Here is a 17,420-nt window from a genome sequence, read left to right as displayed (position 1 = left end):
AACAGGCAGGCCAGAAAACAAACAAGAGGCAGACATGCAGACCGACTTTCCCCCCCAGCCCGGTTATCGCACCCAGCGTGAACAGTTTCTGGCCGCAGCGACCACGGCCGGCGCGACGCTGACTGAGTACCCGCACCCGCTCAAAGGGCCGTTCGGTGAGCCGTTGAGCACCGATGTGGCGGTACTCGGTGATCCGGGCGCCAAGCGCTTGCTGGTCGCGTTGAGCGGCACTCACGGGGTCGAAGGTTTCTATGGCTCGGGCTGTCAGATCAAATGGATGCAGGAGTTGGGCAAGCGTTCACTGCCGGCCGATGTCGCCGTGGTGTTCGTTCATCTGATCAATCCCTGGGGCACGGCGTGGCTGCGCCGGGTCAACGAAGACAACATCGACCTGAACCGCAATCACCTGAACTTTGAACATCCACTGCCGGACAACCGGGCCTACGCCGCGCTACATGAAATCTATGCCTGCACTGAGTTGGCAGGCCCCGAGCGTGATCGCGCCGATGCGTTGCTCAACCAGCAGATCCACGATCACGGCTGGCCGGCGGTGATGTCGATTGTCGAGGGCGGCCAGCACAGTCATCCCGATGGTCTGTTTTATGGCGGGCGGGCACCGGCCTGGTCGAACCGTACGTTGCACCAGATCCTGCAAAAGCATGTCGCCCACGCCGAGGTCGCGATGTGCTTTGACCTGCACACCGGCGCCGGGGAGTACGGCCATCCGATGTTGCTGACCATAACCGAGTCGGCTTACCCGGCGTTGCCAGAGGCGCAGGCCATTTACGGGCCATGGCTCTACACGCTATTGACCGGCGCCGATACGCTGAGCGAAACCGGCGTGGCCGCGACGGCAACCGGCTACACCTCGCAGGCGCTGATTGATGCGTTGCCGCAGGTGCGCCTGATGCCTTTCGTGATTGAGTGCGGGACGTATCCGGGGGCCGAGGTTCATCGTTATCTGCGCGACGATCATTGGTTGCATCTGCACGGCAATCCCGGCGATGCCGTGGGGCGCGAGATCAAACTGAATCTGCTGGAACAGTTCTATCCTGCCGACAGCGACTGGCAGGCGATGGTCTGGTTGCGTACGTGGCAGATATGGGAGCGGGGGTTGTCGGCGCTGGCGGCGATGCGTTCCTGACAGGCGTTGTGGTCCGGTTCAGGTTTTGTGGAGCCTGTCAGGCCGCCATCGCCAGCAAGCCGGCTCCTACACGGACATGTGTCGTGCGCAAACTCTTCGGCCAACACAAAACCTGTAGGAGCTGGCTTGCCGGCGATGGCGTGCTCGCAGTCGATACAAGGCTCGAGGCCCTCATCGCCAGCAAGCCGGGCCCTACAGGTTTTGTGTTGGGCAAAGAACCCGTGCACTTTTCTCCGGGCATAAAAAAACGGCCTACCTTTCGGTAAGCCGTTTTTAGTACTTGGTGGCTACACAGGGACTTGAACCCCGGACCCCAGCATTATGAATGCTATGCTCTAACCAACTGAGCTATGTAGCCAAGTGGCGCGCATTATTCACCGGTAATGCAGATGCGTCAAGCGTAAATCTAAAATATTTCTCTACGCTTTCAACCGCTTATCCACTTTAGCCGAAAAACCGGACCGGGGGAGGGCGTCAACCGAGCTGGAATCTCCCGGTATTGGCACTCAGGGCCTTGCTGCCCTGGCTCAAGGTGTCCGCCGCCAGGTTCACCGCCCGCGCGCCTTCGAGCAAGCGGACAGCCGCCTGATCGACCTGCTGGATGTTGCCGCTGACTTCGTCGGCAGTGGTTGCTTGCTCGTCGACCGCCGTGGCAATTTGCGCCAACGTGTCGGTGACACTCTGCACGGCACTGGCGATTTCCCCCAGTCGTTCGCCGAGGCCAGTGACTGCTTGCGCATCGGATTGCGCCTGGCCACAGGCGGCTTCCATCAGGCTCACGGCTTCGTTCACCGTGTTGCGCAGGCTGTCGACGGTGCCGGCGATCTGCGCAGTGGACGATTGGGTGCGCTGCGAGAGGCTGCGCACTTCATCGGCCACCACCGCAAAGCCACGGCCCTGTTCACCGGCACGCGCGGCCTCGATAGCGGCGTTGAGCGCCAACAGGTTGGTCTGCTCGGCAACGCCGCGAATGGTGTCGACCACCAACTGAATCTGCTGCCCTTGTTCGCTGACCCGTCCGAGTGCGGCCGCCGTGTCGTTCAAACGCTGGTTGAGCTGCTGGATGCTCGCCGTTGTGCGCTGGCTGTCACGGCTACTGTCGGCAGCAATGCGCCGGGTATGCTGAGCGCTGCCGGAGGCCTGTTCGCAACTCTGGGCAACCCCTTGGGAAGTGGCGGCCAATTGCGTTGCCGCTGCCGCAATCTGGCTGATCTGCAATTGCTGCGCCTCGACCTCGCCCAAGGCGCCACTGGAATGGTGATTGAGCGTGCGCACCGCGTTACTCAGCTGCAAAGTTTCGTGATCGACCCCCAACAGACTATTGCGCAGTTGCACCACCGCAACGTTGAGCGCGGTGCTGATCGCCGCCAGTTCGTCGCGGCCTTCAACCGGCACTTGCAGGCTCAGATTGCCGTCGCGCAAGGCTTCGGCCAGCAGCGTGATGCCGCTGGCGCTGCGGCGGATCGAAGCCTGCAAGCAGATGAACAGGTACAGCGCGGCCAGCAGCAGGCAACCAAAGATCACGGCCACCAGAATGAACTGGCGGATCGCCGAGCCATGGTAGTAATCCAGACGCTGATCCAGCGAAACCAACGACTGCTGACGCAGCGAAGCGAGGTCGGTGAGCAGGCTGTCCAGGCTGCGTTCGAACTCCTCGGGTTTGAGTTTGATGCTGCCGCCAAACACGCCGTCATCGAGCACTTTCAGCTCGGCATCGAGGTGTTTGAGGTTGTCATGGTACTGCCCGGGCCACGCCTGCAAGGCACTGGGCAGGCGCGCTTCCAGCAGGCCAGCGGTTTTGACAAGCTGCTCGCGGGCGTCGCCGATGCGGCTACGCAGGTCGCGCAATTGCAGGCGGCTTTGCAGGGTGAATTGCCCGGACACCACCGACGCCTGGCCGACGCTGGCCAGACGGCCGACGCGCTCGATCAGGTCCGGCGCGTGTTGCGTCGAGATCTGCGTCAGCAGGTAGGTTTCCAGCCACGGTGCGAGGGTCAGGCGATTGTCCATGGCGATCTGCTCGCGCAGGGCCTGCAGGGCACTCAAGGCGTTGGTGAAACGGTCGTAACCGTCCGGCCACCAGCCGACGCTGCTCAGGCTTTTCGAATCGAGGCCGTTGAGCGCGGTTTGCAGCGCTTGGTAGCGAGTGAGGGTTTCGCCCTCGGCGCCTTCGGTTTGCAACGCGTTGCCAAGGTCCGCGGTGGCTTGCGCGACCGCCGGCTGAACGGCATCGAACGCCGCCATCGCGGCGAGGGTGGCCGGTGTCGGTTGGCGATTGGTCTCGGTGGCACGCCAGCGCGCGGCGCGGTCACGCTGGGCGGCGAGCAGGTTATCCAGCGCATCCAGCGCGAGCAGCTGCCTAACCCCGGCACGTTCGCCGGAAATCAGGTTCAGTTTGGCGCGATAGTCCTGGCCGATCATCAGCAGGCTACCCGCCAGTGGCAGGATAAACAGCAGAAACAACAACTGAAATTTACGGGCGAAGCCGAAACGCCCCAGCAACCCGATCCCCGGAGATAAAAAAGCCTGCATGCCCCATGACTCCTCTGGACACCACGCACCAATGGCGTGCGTCGAGGTCGTTGCGACCGCGACTCGTGTCCTTTTTAAAGGCCTCGAAAGTTCACCCTCGCCAGCTCTGTAGGCCGACTCTGTAGCGAAACTTCCCATTCTCGGCGCCCTTTGTAAGGGCGCCGCGTTGAAGCGGATAACAAGGCAAGATTCAGACCATGGCGTTGCGCTATTACTTGCGGAAATTAGTTCGTTAGCTGGCTAAGGGGATGGCGCTGCTGCACTGAAAAATGGCACATTGACGCACCTGCCCGTGTGCACCCATCTGTTGTACGGAAACTCCCATGGCTATCAGCAATGCCCAGACCGGCGCGACGCCGGCATCCGCGACGTCACAAAGCAGCCCTCTGGTCATGCGCATCATCGGTGCCGTGGCGCTGGCGCATTTGATCAACGACCTGATTCAGTCGGTGCTGCCGTCGATCTACCCGATGCTCAAGGCCAACTACGGCCTGACCTTCACCCAGGTCGGCCTGATCACCCTGACCTTTCAACTGACGGCCTCGCTGTTACAACCGTGGGTCGGTTACCACACCGATCGTCATCCCAAACCCTGGCTGCTTCCGGCCGGTACGGTGTGTACGTTGATTGGTATTTTGATGATGTCGGTGGTCGGCAGCTTTCCGATGATCCTGCTGGCGGCAGGGCTGATCGGTATTGGTTCCTCGACCTTTCACCCGGAAGCCTCCCGTGTGGCGCGACTGGCTTCGGGCGGGCGCTTCGGTCTGGCGCAATCGACGTTCCAGGTGGGCGGTAACGCGGGTTCGGCCTTTGGCCCATTGCTGGCGGCGGCGATCATCATTCCGTTCGGCCAGGGCCATGTGGCGTGGTTCGGCTTGTTCGCGTTGTTTGCGCTGTTCGTGCTCTACCGGATCAGCCGTTGGTACGCCAATCACTTGAACCTGTTCAAGCTCAAGCAAGGTCAGGCGGCCACTCATGGCTTGTCGAAGGGCAGAGTCACCAGTGCGCTGGTGGTGCTTGGGCTGCTGGTGTTCTCCAAGTATTTCTACATGGCCAGTCTGACCAGTTACTTCACCTTTTACCTGATCGAGAAATTCGACCTCTCGGTGGCCAGTTCGCAGCTGCATTTGTTCCTGTTTCTGGGGGCGGTGGCGGCGGGGACTTTCTTCGGCGGGCCGATTGGCGACAAGATCGGGCGTAAGGCGGTGATCTGGTTTTCGATCCTTGGGGTTGCGCCGTTCACCCTGATCCTGCCGCATGTTGATTTGTTCTGGACCAGCATTCTGAGCGTGGTGATTGGCTTCATCCTGGCCTCGGCATTCTCGGCCATTGTGGTTTATGCACAGGAATTGGTGCCGGGTAATGTCGGGATGATTGCCGGGGTGTTCTTCGGACTGATGTTCGGTTTCGGCGGGATTGGCGCGGCGTTGCTGGGGCATCTGGCGGACGTGCACGGCATCGAATACGTGTACTTCCTGTGCTCGTTCCTGCCGTTGTTGGGTGTGTTGGCGATCTTCCTGCCAAGAACCAAAAAGGCCTGATCTACACATTTCTTCTGTAGGAGCCGGCTTGCTGGCGATGAACGATCACGCGGACTGGCTGGTTAGCCGCGGTGTCTGGATCGTCGGAACGCCGCCCGCAGCAAGCCGGCTCCTACAGGATTGCGGTGAACGGGATTTCAGGCACAAAAAAGCCGCGTATCAAACGCGGCTTTTTCTTGGGCTGCTGTCTTACACGTTAAAACGGAAGTGCATCACGTCGCCGTCTTTAACGATGTAGTCCTTGCCTTCCAGACGCCATTTACCGGCTTCTTTGGTGCCGGCTTCGCCCTTGTACTGGATGAAGTCGTCGTAGGCGATGACTTCAGCGCGGATGAAGCCTTTTTCGAAGTCGGTGTGGATCACGCCAGCGGCTTGCGGTGCGGTGGCACCAACGCGGACGGTCCAGGCGCGGACTTCTTCGACACCGGCGGTGAAGTAGGTCTGCAGGTGCAGCATTTCGTAGCCGGCGCGGATCACGCGGTTCAGGCCAGGCTCTTCGAGGCCAAGGGCTTCGAGGAACATGTCTTTCTCTTCGCCGTCATCCAGCTCGGCGATTTCCGCTTCGATCTTGTTGCACACCGGAACAACCACGGCGCCTTCTTCTTCGGCGATGGCGCGGACCACGTCCAGGTGCGGGTTGTTTTCGAAACCGTCTTCAGCGACGTTAGCGATGTACATGACCGGTTTGGTGGTCAGCAGGTGGAAGCCCTTGATCACCGCTTTCTCGTCGGTGCCCATGCTCTTCATCAGGCTGCGCGCTGGCTTGCCTTCGGTGAAGTGAGCGATCAGTTGCTCCAGCAGGCCTTTCTGGACCACTGCGTCCTTGTCACCGCCCTTGGCGTTGCGTGCGACTTTCTGCAGTTGCTTCTCGCAGCTGTCGAGGTCGGCGAAGATCAGTTCCAGGTCGATGATTTCGATGTCGCGTTTCGGGTCGACGCTGTTGGAAACGTGAATCACGTTCTCGTCTTCGAAGCAGCGGACCACGTGGGCGATGGCATCGGTTTCACGGATGTTGGCCAGGAACTTGTTGCCCAGGCCTTCACCTTTCGAGGCGCCGGCAACGAGGCCCGCGATGTCGACGAATTCCATGGTGGTCGGCAGGATGCGCTTTGGTTTGACGATGGCCGCCAAGGCGTCCAGACGCGGATCCGGCATCGGCACGATACCGCTGTTCGGCTCGATGGTGCAGAAGGGGAAGTTCTCGGCCGCAATCCCGGATTTGGTCAGGGCGTTGAACAGGGTGGACTTACCGACGTTAGGCAGGCCGACGATGCCGCAATTGAATCCCATGGTGTTTTCCCCGAGGAGTAGAGTCAGGCCTTCTGGCTGTGCAGGTTTTTCATCGCGCGGTTCCATTCCCCGGCGAGGATATCCGGCAGCACGCCGAGGGCAAAGTCGATGCTGGCATCGAGTTTTTCCTGTTCGGCGCGTGGCGCACGACCCAGGACGAAATTTGAAACCATACTGGCTACGCCCGGATGGCCAATGCCAAGCCGCAAGCGGTAGAAGGTATTCTGATTGCCCAGCTGCGCGATGATGTCGCGCAACCCGTTGTGACCGCCATGGCCGCCGCCCTGTTTGAGTTTGGCAACGCCCGGTGGCAGGTCGAGTTCGTCATGCGCCACGAGGATTTCTTCAGGCTTGATGCGGAAGAATCCTGCGAGTGCCGCCACGGCCTGGCCGCTGCGGTTCATGTACGTGGTGGGAATCAGCAGACGAACATCCTGACCCTGGTGCGAATAACGCCCGGTCAGGCCGAAATATTTGCGGTCCGCCACAAGGTTGACGCCTTGTGCGTTCGCGATGCGCTCAACAAAAAGGGCCCCTGCGTTATGCCGGGTCTGTTCGTATTCAGCGCCTGGATTTCCCAGGCCAACGATCAGTTTGATGGCAGTCACGATAGGGGCCCTTCTTTGGAGTGGTGGATAACATCGCCGCAATCCGGGTGTGCGGCGAAAGTGGACGACAAGTGCTCATTTACCATTATGTAAACTCCGCGTTCTCGCCCGCTTTCTCGCTACGTTCCAGTCCGCGATGTTACCGGGTCACTCCGGCATCACAGAGTGAATTACTCTGCAGCGCCTTCAGCAGCTTCTGGAGCAACACGTGGAGCGTGGACGTTGGCAACAGCCTTGTCATCGCCGTGTGCCAGAGCAACAAACTCAACGCCTTTAGGGGCTTTGAGGTCGGACAGGTGAATGATCGAACCGATTTCGGCGTTAGCCAGGTCGACTTCGATGAATTCAGGCAGGTCTTTTGGCAGGCAGGTCACTTCGATTTCAGCAACAACGTGCGAAATCTCGCCGCCTTTCTTCGCTGGTGCTTCTTCGTTGATGAAGTGCACTGGAACGATAGCGGTCAGCTTTTGGCCGGCAACTACGCGTACGAAGTCAGCGTGCATCACGTGGCCTTTGGCCGGGTGACGCTGCAGAGCTTTGATGATTACGTTTTGCTTGGTGCCACCAACGTTCAGCTCGATGATGTGGCTGTAAGCCGCTTCGTTTTCGAGCAGTTTGGCAACTTCTTTAGCCAGCATGCTGATGGATTCAGGGGCTTTTTCGCCACCGTAAACTACAGCTGGTACCAGGCTTGCGAGACGACGCAGGCGGCGGCTCGCACCTTTCCCCAGGTCGGAACGCACTTCAGCATTCAGAGTAAAATCGTTCATGTTGTATCTCCAAAATAACCACATTCGCCCCAGCGTTTGCGACCAGCGCTAAAGGCGATATGGGCAAAAAAGCCCCGCCCCGACAGGAATGCCGGGGCGGGGCGCTTTTCGTCAACGAGCTGTTCGAGAAGGGCAGGGCCCTTAACGGAACATCGCGCTGATCGATTCTTCATTGCTGATGCGGCGGACCGCTTCAGCAACAACCGGCGCGATATCCAGTTGACGGATACGCGAGCAGGCTTGAGCAGCAGCGGACAACGGGATGGTGTTAGTCACCACCAGTTCGTCCAGCATGGAATTTTCAATGTTTTCGATCGCCCGACCGGACAGCACAGGGTGTGTGCAGTAGGCGAAAACCTTGGCAGCGCCATGCTCTTTCAAAGCCTTTGCCGCGTGGCACAGAGTGCCGGCGGTATCGACCATGTCATCGACCAGAATACAGGTACGCCCTTCGACATCACCGATGATATGCATCACTTCAGAGTGATTGGCTTTCTCACGGCGTTTGTCGATGATCCCGAGATCCACGCCCAGGGATTTGGCAACAGCACGTGCACGCACGACGCCGCCAATGTCCGGGGACACGATCATCAGGTTTTCGAAGCGCTGATCTTCAATGTCATCCACCAGAACGGGGGAGCCGTAGATGTTATCTACCGGAATATCGAAGAAACCCTGGATTTGGTCAGCATGCAGATCAACCGTGAGAACACGGTCGATGCCGACTACGGTAAGCATGTCAGCAACGACTTTCGCGCTGATAGCCACACGTGCGGAACGCGGACGGCGATCCTGACGGGCATAACCAAAGTAAGGAATAACAGCAGTAATACGAGTAGCCGAGGAGCGGCGGAAGGCATCAGCCATCACTACCAGTTCCATCAGGTTATCGTTGGTCGGAGCGCAAGTCGGCTGAATAATGAAGACATCTTTACCGCGGACGTTTTCATTGATCTCGGCTGTAATCTCGCCGTCGGAAAACTTACCGACAGAGATGTCACCGAGAGGGATATGCAGCTGACGTACGACACGCCGAGCCAGATCGGGGTTAGCATTCCCCGTAAAGACCATCATCTTGGACACGCGCAGTACCTAGAGGCTGAGGGTAACCTGGATGAGTATAGAAAATGGCAGGGGCGGCTGGATTCGAACCAACGCATGGCAGGATCAAAACCTGCTGCCTTACCGCTTGGCGACGCCCCTGTATCTGTTGCAACGATTACCCAGTAATCGGTTCCTTTAGAGCAGACTTTGCAGCTTGCGATGCAACATCGAAACGTTGCTTCCCTTTGCTACAAACCCTGTAAGGGTCTCTGTAAGAAGGGCCGAGACTTTATCAGCTTCAGCTTTGCTTGGGAAGCCCCCAAACACACAACTTCCAGTTCCGGTGAGTTTTGCTTCGGTAAAATTACCTAACAAATTCAATGCGTTACGTACATCTGGATAACGCCTTGCTACCACCGGTAAGCAGTCATTTCGACTGTTTCCCTTGGGAACGGGGCGCACTTTAATGGGAGAAGAGTTACGTGTCAACAACGGATCTGAAAAAATTTCTGCTGTACTTACAGATACTTGCGGCACAAGCACGAGATACCACGGTTCTTCGGGGTCTACAGGGGTGAGTTTCTCTCCCACACCCTCGGCGAAAGCCGCGTGGCCACGCACGAAAACCGGGACGTCGGCGCCCAGCGTCAAGCCCAGTGCGGCCAGTCGATCCTCATCCCAACCCAGTTGCCAGAGGTGATTGAGCCCAAGCAAAGTCGTCGCGGCATTTGAACTGCCGCCACCGATGCCGCCGCCCATGGGCAGAATTTTTTCGATCCAGATGTCGATGCCGAGCGAACAACCGGATTGCTCCTGAAGTTTTTTTGCCGCTCGAACAATCAGATTGCTGTCGTGCGGTACGCCATCGAATTCGGTGTGCAGTTGAATCACGCCGTCGTCGCGCACGGCGAATGTAATTTCATCGCCGTAGTCGAGAAACTGAAAAATCGTCTGCAACTCGTGGTAACCGTCTTCACGGCGACCGAGGATGTGCAGCATCAGATTGAGTTTGGCCGGGGAGGGCAGTGTCAAGCGTGGGGTCGTCATGTTCATTGCCCCAGTTTGCGCGGTTGCCATTCCTTGATCACCAGCGTGACATCAAGGTCGGTGCCATGCAGTTTGATCCGCTCGGGCAGCCAAAAGCCGTTTTGCTCGGCGTAACTCAGGTATTCGACTTGCCAGCCATCCTGTTCCAGATTGGCCAGGCGGCTATCGGTGTCCAGGGTCAGGCGGCTCTTGCTGTCCGGCGCCGGGAGTCCGCGGACCCACCATGCCAGATGGGACACCGGCAACTTCCAGCCGAGCTGTTCTTCGAGCAGCACTTCCGGCGTCGGCGCTTCATAGCGCCCCTGATTGGCGACTTCCAGCGAAACCTTTCCGGGGTGTCCGGTCAGGCGTGCGGCGCCGCGACCCAGAGGGCCCGAAAGGCGAATGTCGTAATAGGACTGGCGCTGCAACCAGAACAGCGTGCCGCTGCCCGAGTCTTTTGGCGCGCGAATGCCGATCTTGCCGTTGATCTGCCAGCCGTCGAGGCCGGTCAGTTGTTCTTTGTGAACGCGCCAGAGGCCGGCGTCGCCCTGACCCTGTACCGATTCGCGGGCACCGAAGCCCGCGCAACCGGCGAGCAGGGCGATGAAACTGAAAACGATGAAGTGGCGCAAAAACATAAGCTTAAAGAGTCTCTGATCCGGTCAGGCGCTTGATGGTGCCGCGCAGGATTGGGCTGTCGGGTTGTTCCTTGAGGAACTTGCCCCAGATTTGTTTGGCTTCGCGTTGTTTGCCATTGGCCCACAGGACTTCGCCGAGGTGAGCGGCCACTTCCTGGTCGGGAAAACGATCCAGTGCCTTGCGCAGCAGTTTTTCCGCTTCGTCGAGATTGCCCATGCGGAAATTCACCCAGCCGAGGCTGTCGAGTACCGCCGGGTCTTCCGGATTGATCTGGTGTGCCTGTTCGATCAGGGCCTTGGCTTCGGCATAACGCGTCGTGCGGTCGGACAAGGTGTAGCCGAGGGCGTTCAGCGCCATGGCGTTGTCCGGGTCGCGCTTGATGATCAGCCGCAGGTCTTTTTCCATCTGCGCCAGGTCATTGCGTTTTTCCGCCTGCATGGCGCGGGTGTACAGCAGATTCAGATCGTCCGGGTATTGCTGCAAGGCTTTATGCAGAACATTCCAGGCCTTGTCCCCCTGTTTATTGGCGGACAGGGTTTCGGCTTCGATCAGATAGAGCTGAATCGCGTAATCGGGTTGTTCGTCACGCTCGGCCGCCAGGCGGCTTTGCGCTTCGGCGGTCTTGCCGTTGTTCATCAGGATATCGGCCTGACGCAACTGTGCCGGCAGGTAGTCGTTGCCCGGGCCGACCTTGGCGTATTCGATCAGTGCGCCCTGGGGATCGTTGCGCTCTTCAGCGATACGGCCGAGGTTCAGGTGTGCCGAGTCAACGTGGCTTTCACGGGCGATCAGGTCTTCCAGGTAGCCCTTGGCCTCGTCCCAGGCCTTGGCTTCCAGGCACACCAGCGCCAGGGAGTAACGCAATTCATCGTCTTCGGGGTACTGCTGAACCAGGCTCGAAAACTCGACTTTGGCGTCGTCCATCCGGTCCTGTTCGACCAGCATGCGGGCATACGTCAGGCGCAGGCGTTTGTCGTCCGGGTATTTCTTGATGCTTTTTTGCAGCAGCGGCAACGCTTCATCACCACGATTGAGCGTTTGCAGCAGGCGTGCGCGCAGCAGAATCGGGGCTATTTCGCCGTCATCCGGCGGGTTGTCTTCCAGCAGCGTCAGTGCGCCTTTGCTGTCGCCGTCCTGTTGCATCAACAAGGCCTTGCCGAAAATCAGCTGGCTGTTGTTGGGGTGACGCTGCAACAAACGGTCAAAACTTTTCATCAGGCCGTTGCGGGTTTCCTGATCGGTATCGGCCGCAGACAGGGCCAGAAAATCGAAATGCGTGTCGCCCTTGCCTTGCAGGACTTTCTCCATATAGGCCATGGAGTCGTCATAACGCCCGGCGCGCGCCAGTTGCACGGCCGCGGCCCGTTGCGCCTCGAGGTCGTCCGGGGCGTTTTTCGCCCAGATCAGTGCAGTGTCCAGGGCGGCCTGATCGGCGCCCAGGTACTCGGCGATGCGAAACGCCCGTTCGGAGATGCCCGGATCCTGGGTGTTGATGGCCTGGGTCACGTAGTTGTCCAGCGCAATGTCGAAACGATTGCGTTGGCCAGCCAGTTCGGCGCTCAACAGGCTGAAGATGGTTTCTTCGCTGAATGAGCTGTAGACCTTGGGCTTTTCAGGGGCCGGAGTGCTGTCTTCGACCGGCGACGTACCGTCCGACGAAACGGGTGCCAAGGCCTGGCAGCCGCTGAGGAAGACAAAAGCGAGGAGCAACGCGGAAGATCTATTCATATAGGAAGAGGACGACTAACCTGCGGTCAGATCATCATGACACAAGCCTTCGGCCAAACATAACCGGCCGGGCAATTTACCCTTGCACGTACGGAACGTGTCGGACACCCCCCCTGTAGGAGCCGGCTTGCCGGCGATGGTCGTTAACGATGACGCGTTTTTACCGGAAAAGCGCGGCGCCTGTCAGTTCATCGCCGGCAAGCCGGCTCCTACAGGGTGGTGCGTGGATCAAAAGTTGTGTAAACGAGAACCGCTCGCAAGCCCGGGCATCGGCTACCAGGTCAATAGAGATCGAGTAGTTGTTCTGAATCTGTCGAAGTAGGACAATTGCCGGCTTCACGTCACCATCAGCGACCTTGAATGGCCTTCCTTGCACTCGGTATTAACCACAAGACTGCTTCAGTAGACGTCCGCGAGCGCGTGGCCTTTACCCCTGAGCAGCTGGTGGAGGCCTTGCAGCAGCTCTGCCGACTCACCGACAGCCGCGAAGCTGCGATCCTCTCCACCTGCAATCGCAGTGAACTCTATATAGAACAGGATCACCTTTCGGCGGACATCGTGCTGCGCTGGCTGGCCGATTATCACCATCTGAGCCTCGACGAGCTGCGCGCGAGCGCTTATGTGCACGAAGATGATGCGGCAGTTCGTCACATGATGCGGGTCGCCTCCGGGCTCGATTCGCTGGTGCTGGGCGAACCGCAGATCCTCGGCCAGATGAAATCCTGCTACGCCGTGGCCCGCGAGGCCGGCACCATCGGTCCGCTGCTCGGGCGTTTGTTCCAGGCCACGTTCAATGCGGCCAAACAAGTGCGCACCGACACCGCCATCGGCGAGAACCCGGTGTCCGTGGCGTTTGCCGCGGTCAGCCTGGCGAAACAGATTTTCAGCGACCTGCAACGCAGCCAGGCCTTGCTGATCGGCGCCGGCGAGACCATCACCCTGGTCGCCCGCCATCTGCACGAGCTGGGGGTAAAACGCATCGTCGTCGCCAACCGCACCCTGGAGCGCGCAAGCATTCTGGCCGAGCAGTTTGGCGCCCATGCCGTGTTGCTCTCGGACATCCCGGCCGAACTGGTGCGCAGCGACATCGTCATCAGTTCCACCGCCAGCCAGTTGCCGATCCTCGGTAAAGGTGCGGTGGAAAGTGCCTTGAAACTGCGCAAGCACAAACCGATCTTCATGGTGGACATCGCCGTCCCGCGCGATATCGAGCCTGAAGTCGGCGAGTTGGACGACGTTTACCTTTATAGCGTCGACGATCTCCACGAAGTGGTCGCCGAAAACCTCAAGAGCCGTCAAGGCGCTGCGCAAGCGGCGGAAGAGATGGTTTCGGTCGGCGCCGAAGATTTCATGATCCGTCTGCGCGAACTGGCAGCGGTGGATGTACTCAAGGCCTATCGCCAACAAAGCGAGCGCCTGCGTGACGAAGAATTGCAGAAGGCCCAACGCATGCTGGCCAACGGCAGCAGCGCCGAAGACGTGCTGGTGCAACTGGCGCGTGGCTTGACCAACAAACTCTTGCACGCCCCGAGCGTGCAGTTGAAAAAGCTCTCAGCCGAAGGTCGCCTCGACGCACTGGCCATGGCCCAGGAACTCTTTGCCCTCGGTGAGGGCTCATCGGATAGCTTTTCGGATAAAAAACCGCAATGAAAGCGTCACTGCTCAATAAGCTGGACATCCTCCAGGACCGTTTCGAGGAATTGACCGCCTTGCTTGGCGACGGCGAGGTCATTTCCGACCAGACCAAATTCCGCGCCTATTCCAAGGAATACGCGGAAGTCGAGCCGATTGTCGAAGCCTATAAACAGTTGCTCAAAGTACAGAGCGACCTTGAAGGCGCCCAGGCACTGCTCAAGGACAACGACCCGGACATGCGTGAAATGGCCGTGGAAGAAGTCCGCGAAGCCAAAGAGCAATTGATCGAGATCGAAGCCAGCCTGCAACGCATGCTGCTGCCCAAGGACCCGAACGACGGGCGCAACGTGTTCCTTGAAATCCGCGCCGGCACTGGCGGTGACGAGGCGGCGATCTTCTCCGGCGACCTGTTCCGCATGTATTCGCGTTACGCCGAGCGTCGCGGCTGGCGTGTGGAAATCCTCTCGGAAAACGAGGGCGAACATGGCGGCTATAAAGAAGTCATCGCCCGCGTCGAAGGCGACAACGTCTACGGCAAGCTGAAGTTCGAATCCGGCGCGCACCGCGTGCAACGGGTTCCGGCCACTGAATCCCAAGGCCGTATCCACACTTCGGCGTGCACCGTGGCGGTATTGCCCGAGCCGGACGAGCAGGAAGCGATCGAGATCAATCCGGCGGACCTGCGGATTGATACCTACCGTTCTTCCGGTGCCGGTGGCCAGCACGTCAACAAGACGGACTCGGCGATCCGCATCACGCACTTGCCGTCCGGTATCGTCGTCGAGTGCCAGGAAGAACGTTCCCAGCACAAGAACCGCGCCCGGGCGATGTCCTGGCTGTCGGCCAAGCTCAATGACCAGCAGACCAGCGCTGCGGCGAATGCCATCGCCAGCGAGCGTAAGTTGCTGGTCGGTTCGGGTGATCGCTCCGAGCGCATCCGCACCTACAACTTTGCCCAGGGCCGGGTCACCGACCACCGGGTCAACCTGACGCTGTATTCCCTCGACGAAATTCTCGCGGGCGGTGTCGATGCGGTGATCGAACCGTTGCTGGCCGAATACCAGGCCGACCAATTGGCAGCGATAGGTGACTAAATGACGATCATTGCCAGTTTGTTGCGCGCCGCTGATTTACCCGACTCGCCGACGGCGCGTCTTGATGCCGAATTGCTGCTGGCGGCGGCGTTGGGCAAGTCCCGCAGTTTTCTGCACACCTGGCCGGAGCGCATCGTTCCGAGCGACGCCGCGCTGAAGTTTGCCGAGTACCTGCAACGCCGTCGTGGTGGTGAGCCGGTGGCTTACATTCTGGGCCTGCAAGGTTTCTGGAAGCTGGATCTGGAAGTTGCGCCACACACCTTGATCCCGCGCCCGGACACCGAATTGCTGGTGGAGGCCGCGCTGGAATTGTTGCCCGCCACGCCCGCGAAGGTACTCGATCTCGGCACCGGCAGCGGCGCCATTGCGTTGGCCCTGGCCAGCGAGCGTCCGGCGTGGAGCGTCACCGCTGTGGATCGTGTACTCGAAGCCGTGGCTTTGGCCGAGCGCAATCGTCAGCGATTGCACCTGAACAACGCCACCGTGCTGAGCAGTCATTGGTTCAGCGCCCTGGAAGGTCAGCGTTTTCAACTGATCATCAGCAACCCGCCGTACATTGCATCCGCCGATCCGCATCTGGTGGAAGGCGATGTGCGCTTCGAACCGGCCAGTGCCTTGGTGGCTGGAGTCGACGGGCTCGACGATCTGCGTTTGATCGTCGCCCAGGCCCCGGATTATCTGGAAGCGAGCGGCTGGCTGATGCTCGAACACGGTTATGATCAAGCCGAAGCCGTGCGCGATTTGTTGCAGACACGCGGCTTTGAAGAAGTCCACAGCCGCACCGATCTGGGCGGTCACCAACGGATCAGCCTGGGGCGCCTGCCGTGCTGAATGATCAGGAATTGTTGCGTTACAGTCGGCAGATTCTGTTGCAGCACGTCGACATCGACGGCCAGTTGCGATTGAAAGAAAGCCGCGTGTTGATCATCGGTCTCGGCGGCCTCGGTTCGCCGGTTGCGCTGTATCTCGCCGCCGCGGGCGTCGGTGAGCTGCATCTGGCGGACTTCGACACCGTCGACCTGACCAACCTGCAACGCCAGATCATTCACGACACCGACAGCGTCGGCCAGACCAAGGTCGATTCGGCGATCCGCCGCCTGAGCGCGATCAACCCCGAGATCAAGCTGGTCGCCCATCGTGCCGCGCTGGACGAAGATTCCCTGGCCGCTGTGGTGGCCACAGTGGACCTGGTCCTCGACTGTTCCGACAATTTTTCCACCCGCGAAGCGGTCAACGCTGCGTGCGTGGCGGCCGGCAAGCCGTTGGTCAGCGGCGCAGCGATTCGACTTGAAGGGCAATTGTCGGTGTTCGACCCGCGCCGTCCGGACAGTCCGTGCTACCACTGCTTATACGGGCACGGCAGCGAAGCTGAATTGACGTGCAGTGAAGCGGGCGTCGTCGGTCCTTTGGTGGGACTGGTCGGCAGCCTTCAGGCACTGGAAGCCATGAAACTGTTGGCCGGTTTCGGCGAACCGCTGGTAGGACGCCTGTTGTTGATCGATGCCTTGGGTTCGCGCTTCCGTGAATTGCGCGTCAAGCGCGATCCGGGCTGCAGCGTCTGTGGGCCGAAACATGCGTGAAGCGCCCATTGGCGTGTTCGACTCCGGGGTCGGTGGGCTGTCGGTGCTGGCCGAGGTCCAGCGTTTGCTGCCCAACGAGTCTCTGCTGTACGTCGCCGATTGCGGCAATATTCCCTACGGCGAGAAAACCCCGGAATTCATTCGCCATCGTTGCAGCGTTATGGCCGAATTTTTTCAGCAGCAAGGCGCCAAGGCCCTGGTGCTGGCCTGCAACACGGCGACGGTAGCCGGTGTTGCCGATTTGCGGCGCGACTTCCCCGAGTGGCCCATCGTCGGCATGGAGCCTGCGGTCAAACCGGCCGCCGCCGCGACCCGCAGCGGCGTGGTCGGTGTCCTCGCCACCACGGGCACCTTGCAGAGCGCCAAGTTCGCTGCGTTGCTCGACCGTTTCGCCACCGATGTGCAGGTGATCACCCAACCGTGCCCGGGGCTGGTGGAGCTGATTGAAAACGGCGATCTGCACAGTCCCGCCCTGCGTGAGTTGCTGGCCCGCTATGTCGGGCCGCTGCTCGCCGCAGGCTGCGACACGATAATTCTCGGCTGCACGCATTACCCCTTCCTAAAGCCGTTGCTTAAGCAGATGATCCCCGAGGACATCAGCCTGATCGATACCGGCGCCGCCGTCGCGCGACAACTTCAGCGGCTGTTGGCCGAGCGTGAATTGCTAGCTGAAGGTCCAGTTCGCGCAGCGCAATTCTGGACGAGTGCCGATCCGGAACATTTCAGAAATATCTTGCCGATACTGTGGAATACCGCTGGCGTTGTGCAAAGCTTCAATAGGTAGTT

At 59.7% G+C, this 17,420-nt stretch carries 15 protein-coding genes and 2 tRNA genes; 7 read left to right on the top strand and 10 right to left on the bottom strand.

Annotated elements, in window-relative coordinates:
• Positions 1 to 34 precede the first annotated feature (34 nt).
• On the top strand, positions 35 to 1,144 hold the full coding sequence (locus KGA97_RS12620) for a DUF2817 domain-containing protein (protein ID WP_223480871.1): 1,110 nt from the start codon (positions 35 to 37) through the stop codon (positions 1,142 to 1,144).
• A gap of 281 nt (positions 1,145 to 1,425) precedes the next feature.
• On the opposite strand, the gene KGA97_RS12615 is transcribed toward KGA97_RS12620, so the two are convergent.
• Together KGA97_RS12615 and KGA97_RS12610 are read right to left on the bottom strand one after the other, a co-directional pair.
• Positions 1,426 to 1,502, bottom strand: a tRNA-Met gene (locus tag KGA97_RS12615).
• A 116-nt stretch (positions 1,503 to 1,618) separates the two neighbouring features.
• Complete coding sequence (locus KGA97_RS12610; RefSeq protein ID WP_223480870.1) at positions 1,619 to 3,676, bottom strand: methyl-accepting chemotaxis protein; 2,058 nt, start codon at positions 3,674 to 3,676, stop codon at positions 1,619 to 1,621.
• A gap of 323 nt (positions 3,677 to 3,999) precedes the next feature.
• On the opposite strand from KGA97_RS12610, the gene KGA97_RS12605 reads away from it, so the two are divergent.
• The gene (locus tag KGA97_RS12605; RefSeq protein ID WP_008037203.1) at positions 4,000 to 5,217 is read left to right on the top strand and encodes an MFS transporter; all 1,218 of its coding nucleotides are present in this window, start codon (positions 4,000 to 4,002) and stop codon (positions 5,215 to 5,217) included.
• A 189-nt stretch (positions 5,218 to 5,406) separates the two neighbouring features.
• Here the strand turns inward: KGA97_RS12605 and ychF are convergent, their stop codons facing one another.
• The 8 genes from ychF to KGA97_RS12565 all read right to left on the bottom strand — a co-directional run bounded on the left by ychF (position 5,407) and on the right by KGA97_RS12565 (position 12,325).
• Positions 5,407 to 6,507 (bottom strand): redox-regulated ATPase YchF, encoded by a 1,101-nt coding sequence (gene ychF / locus KGA97_RS12600; protein WP_207286086.1) that lies wholly within the window; start codon positions 6,505 to 6,507, stop codon positions 5,407 to 5,409.
• Between the two features lie 23 nt (positions 6,508 to 6,530).
• Complete coding sequence (pth, locus tag KGA97_RS12595) at positions 6,531 to 7,115, bottom strand: aminoacyl-tRNA hydrolase (RefSeq protein ID WP_008037207.1); 585 nt, start codon at positions 7,113 to 7,115, stop codon at positions 6,531 to 6,533.
• Positions 7,116 to 7,285: 170 nt separating this feature from the next.
• Positions 7,286 to 7,885 (bottom strand): 50S ribosomal protein L25/general stress protein Ctc, encoded by a 600-nt coding sequence (locus tag KGA97_RS12590; protein ID WP_008025849.1) that lies wholly within the window; start codon positions 7,883 to 7,885, stop codon positions 7,286 to 7,288.
• A 141-nt stretch (positions 7,886 to 8,026) separates the two neighbouring features.
• On the bottom strand, positions 8,027 to 8,968 hold the full coding sequence (locus tag KGA97_RS12585; protein ID WP_003208392.1) for a ribose-phosphate pyrophosphokinase: 942 nt from the start codon (positions 8,966 to 8,968) through the stop codon (positions 8,027 to 8,029).
• Between the two features lie 45 nt (positions 8,969 to 9,013).
• A tRNA-Gln gene (locus KGA97_RS12580) sits at positions 9,014 to 9,088 on the bottom strand.
• A 36-nt stretch (positions 9,089 to 9,124) separates the two neighbouring features.
• Entirely contained in the window at positions 9,125 to 9,976 is an 852-nt protein-coding gene (ispE, locus tag KGA97_RS12575) for a 4-(cytidine 5'-diphospho)-2-C-methyl-D-erythritol kinase (protein WP_032828609.1), read from the bottom strand.
• Between the two features lie 2 nt (positions 9,977 to 9,978).
• Positions 9,979 to 10,596 (bottom strand): lipoprotein insertase outer membrane protein LolB, encoded by a 618-nt coding sequence (lolB, locus tag KGA97_RS12570; RefSeq protein ID WP_008025852.1) that lies wholly within the window; start codon positions 10,594 to 10,596, stop codon positions 9,979 to 9,981.
• Between the two features lie 4 nt (positions 10,597 to 10,600).
• Positions 10,601 to 12,325 carry a tetratricopeptide repeat protein gene (locus KGA97_RS12565; protein WP_008025853.1) on the bottom strand — a complete coding sequence of 575 codons (1,725 nt, stop codon included), beginning with the start codon at positions 12,323 to 12,325 and terminating at the stop codon, positions 10,601 to 10,603.
• Positions 12,326 to 12,685: 360 nt separating this feature from the next.
• On the opposite strand from KGA97_RS12565, the gene hemA reads away from it, so the two are divergent.
• Genes hemA through murI form a run of 5 tightly spaced genes read left to right on the top strand, consistent with a single transcriptional unit; the run spans position 12,686 to position 17,418 of the window.
• Positions 12,686 to 13,975: a glutamyl-tRNA reductase gene (hemA, locus tag KGA97_RS12560; protein WP_008025854.1), complete on the top strand. Its 1,290-nt coding sequence runs from the start codon at positions 12,686 to 12,688 to the stop codon at positions 13,973 to 13,975.
• Positions 13,972 to 15,054 carry a peptide chain release factor 1 gene (gene prfA / locus KGA97_RS12555; RefSeq protein ID WP_223480869.1) on the top strand — a complete coding sequence of 361 codons (1,083 nt, stop codon included), beginning with the start codon at positions 13,972 to 13,974 and terminating at the stop codon, positions 15,052 to 15,054. The genes hemA and prfA overlap by 4 nt, the downstream gene beginning before the upstream one ends.
• Positions 15,055 to 15,885, top strand: coding sequence for a peptide chain release factor N(5)-glutamine methyltransferase (prmC, locus tag KGA97_RS12550; protein ID WP_223480868.1), 831 nt, complete (start codon positions 15,055 to 15,057; stop codon positions 15,883 to 15,885).
• The gene (locus tag KGA97_RS12545) at positions 15,879 to 16,634 is read left to right on the top strand and encodes a molybdopterin-synthase adenylyltransferase MoeB (RefSeq protein ID WP_008025859.1); all 756 of its coding nucleotides are present in this window, start codon (positions 15,879 to 15,881) and stop codon (positions 16,632 to 16,634) included. The genes prmC and KGA97_RS12545 overlap by 7 nt, the downstream gene beginning before the upstream one ends.
• On the top strand, positions 16,627 to 17,418 hold the full coding sequence (gene murI, locus KGA97_RS12540; RefSeq protein ID WP_008037212.1) for a glutamate racemase: 792 nt from the start codon (positions 16,627 to 16,629) through the stop codon (positions 17,416 to 17,418). The genes KGA97_RS12545 and murI overlap by 8 nt, the downstream gene beginning before the upstream one ends.
• Positions 17,419 to 17,420 lie beyond the last annotated feature (2 nt).

The sequence above is a fragment of the Pseudomonas sp. BF-B-15 genome (assembly GCF_019946675.1).
In the GTDB taxonomy this organism is placed as follows: domain Bacteria; phylum Pseudomonadota; class Gammaproteobacteria; order Pseudomonadales; family Pseudomonadaceae; genus Aquipseudomonas; species Aquipseudomonas migulae.
Note: the sequence above shows the minus strand (reverse complement) of the source record. Positions and strands in the feature narration are given on the sequence as shown.

What these genes read in the sequence shown, in the direction of transcription:
- KGA97_RS12620 (WP_223480871.1), top strand. Translation starts at nt 35, where the DNA reads ATGCAGACCGACTTTCCCCCCCAGCCCGGTTATCGCACCCAGCGTGAA.
- KGA97_RS12610 (WP_223480870.1), bottom strand. Translation starts at nt 3,676, where the DNA reads ATGCAGGCTTTTTTATCTCCGGGGATCGGGTTGCTGGGGCGTTTCGGC.
- KGA97_RS12605 (WP_008037203.1), top strand. Translation starts at nt 4,000, where the DNA reads ATGGCTATCAGCAATGCCCAGACCGGCGCGACGCCGGCATCCGCGACG.
- ychF (WP_207286086.1), bottom strand. Translation starts at nt 6,507, where the DNA reads ATGGGATTCAATTGCGGCATCGTCGGCCTGCCTAACGTCGGTAAGTCC.
- KGA97_RS12590 (WP_008025849.1), bottom strand. Translation starts at nt 7,885, where the DNA reads ATGAACGATTTTACTCTGAATGCTGAAGTGCGTTCCGACCTGGGGAAA.
- ispE (WP_032828609.1), bottom strand. Translation starts at nt 9,976, where the DNA reads ATGACGACCCCACGCTTGACACTGCCCTCCCCGGCCAAACTCAATCTG.
- lolB (WP_008025852.1), bottom strand. Translation starts at nt 10,596, where the DNA reads ATGTTTTTGCGCCACTTCATCGTTTTCAGTTTCATCGCCCTGCTCGCC.
- KGA97_RS12565 (WP_008025853.1), bottom strand. Translation starts at nt 12,325, where the DNA reads ATGAATAGATCTTCCGCGTTGCTCCTCGCTTTTGTCTTCCTCAGCGGC.
- hemA (WP_008025854.1), top strand. Translation starts at nt 12,686, where the DNA reads ATGGCCTTCCTTGCACTCGGTATTAACCACAAGACTGCTTCAGTAGAC.
- prfA (WP_223480869.1), top strand. Translation starts at nt 13,972, where the DNA reads ATGAAAGCGTCACTGCTCAATAAGCTGGACATCCTCCAGGACCGTTTC.
- prmC (WP_223480868.1), top strand. Translation starts at nt 15,055, where the DNA reads ATGACGATCATTGCCAGTTTGTTGCGCGCCGCTGATTTACCCGACTCG.
- murI (WP_008037212.1), top strand. Translation starts at nt 16,627, where the DNA reads ATGCGTGAAGCGCCCATTGGCGTGTTCGACTCCGGGGTCGGTGGGCTG.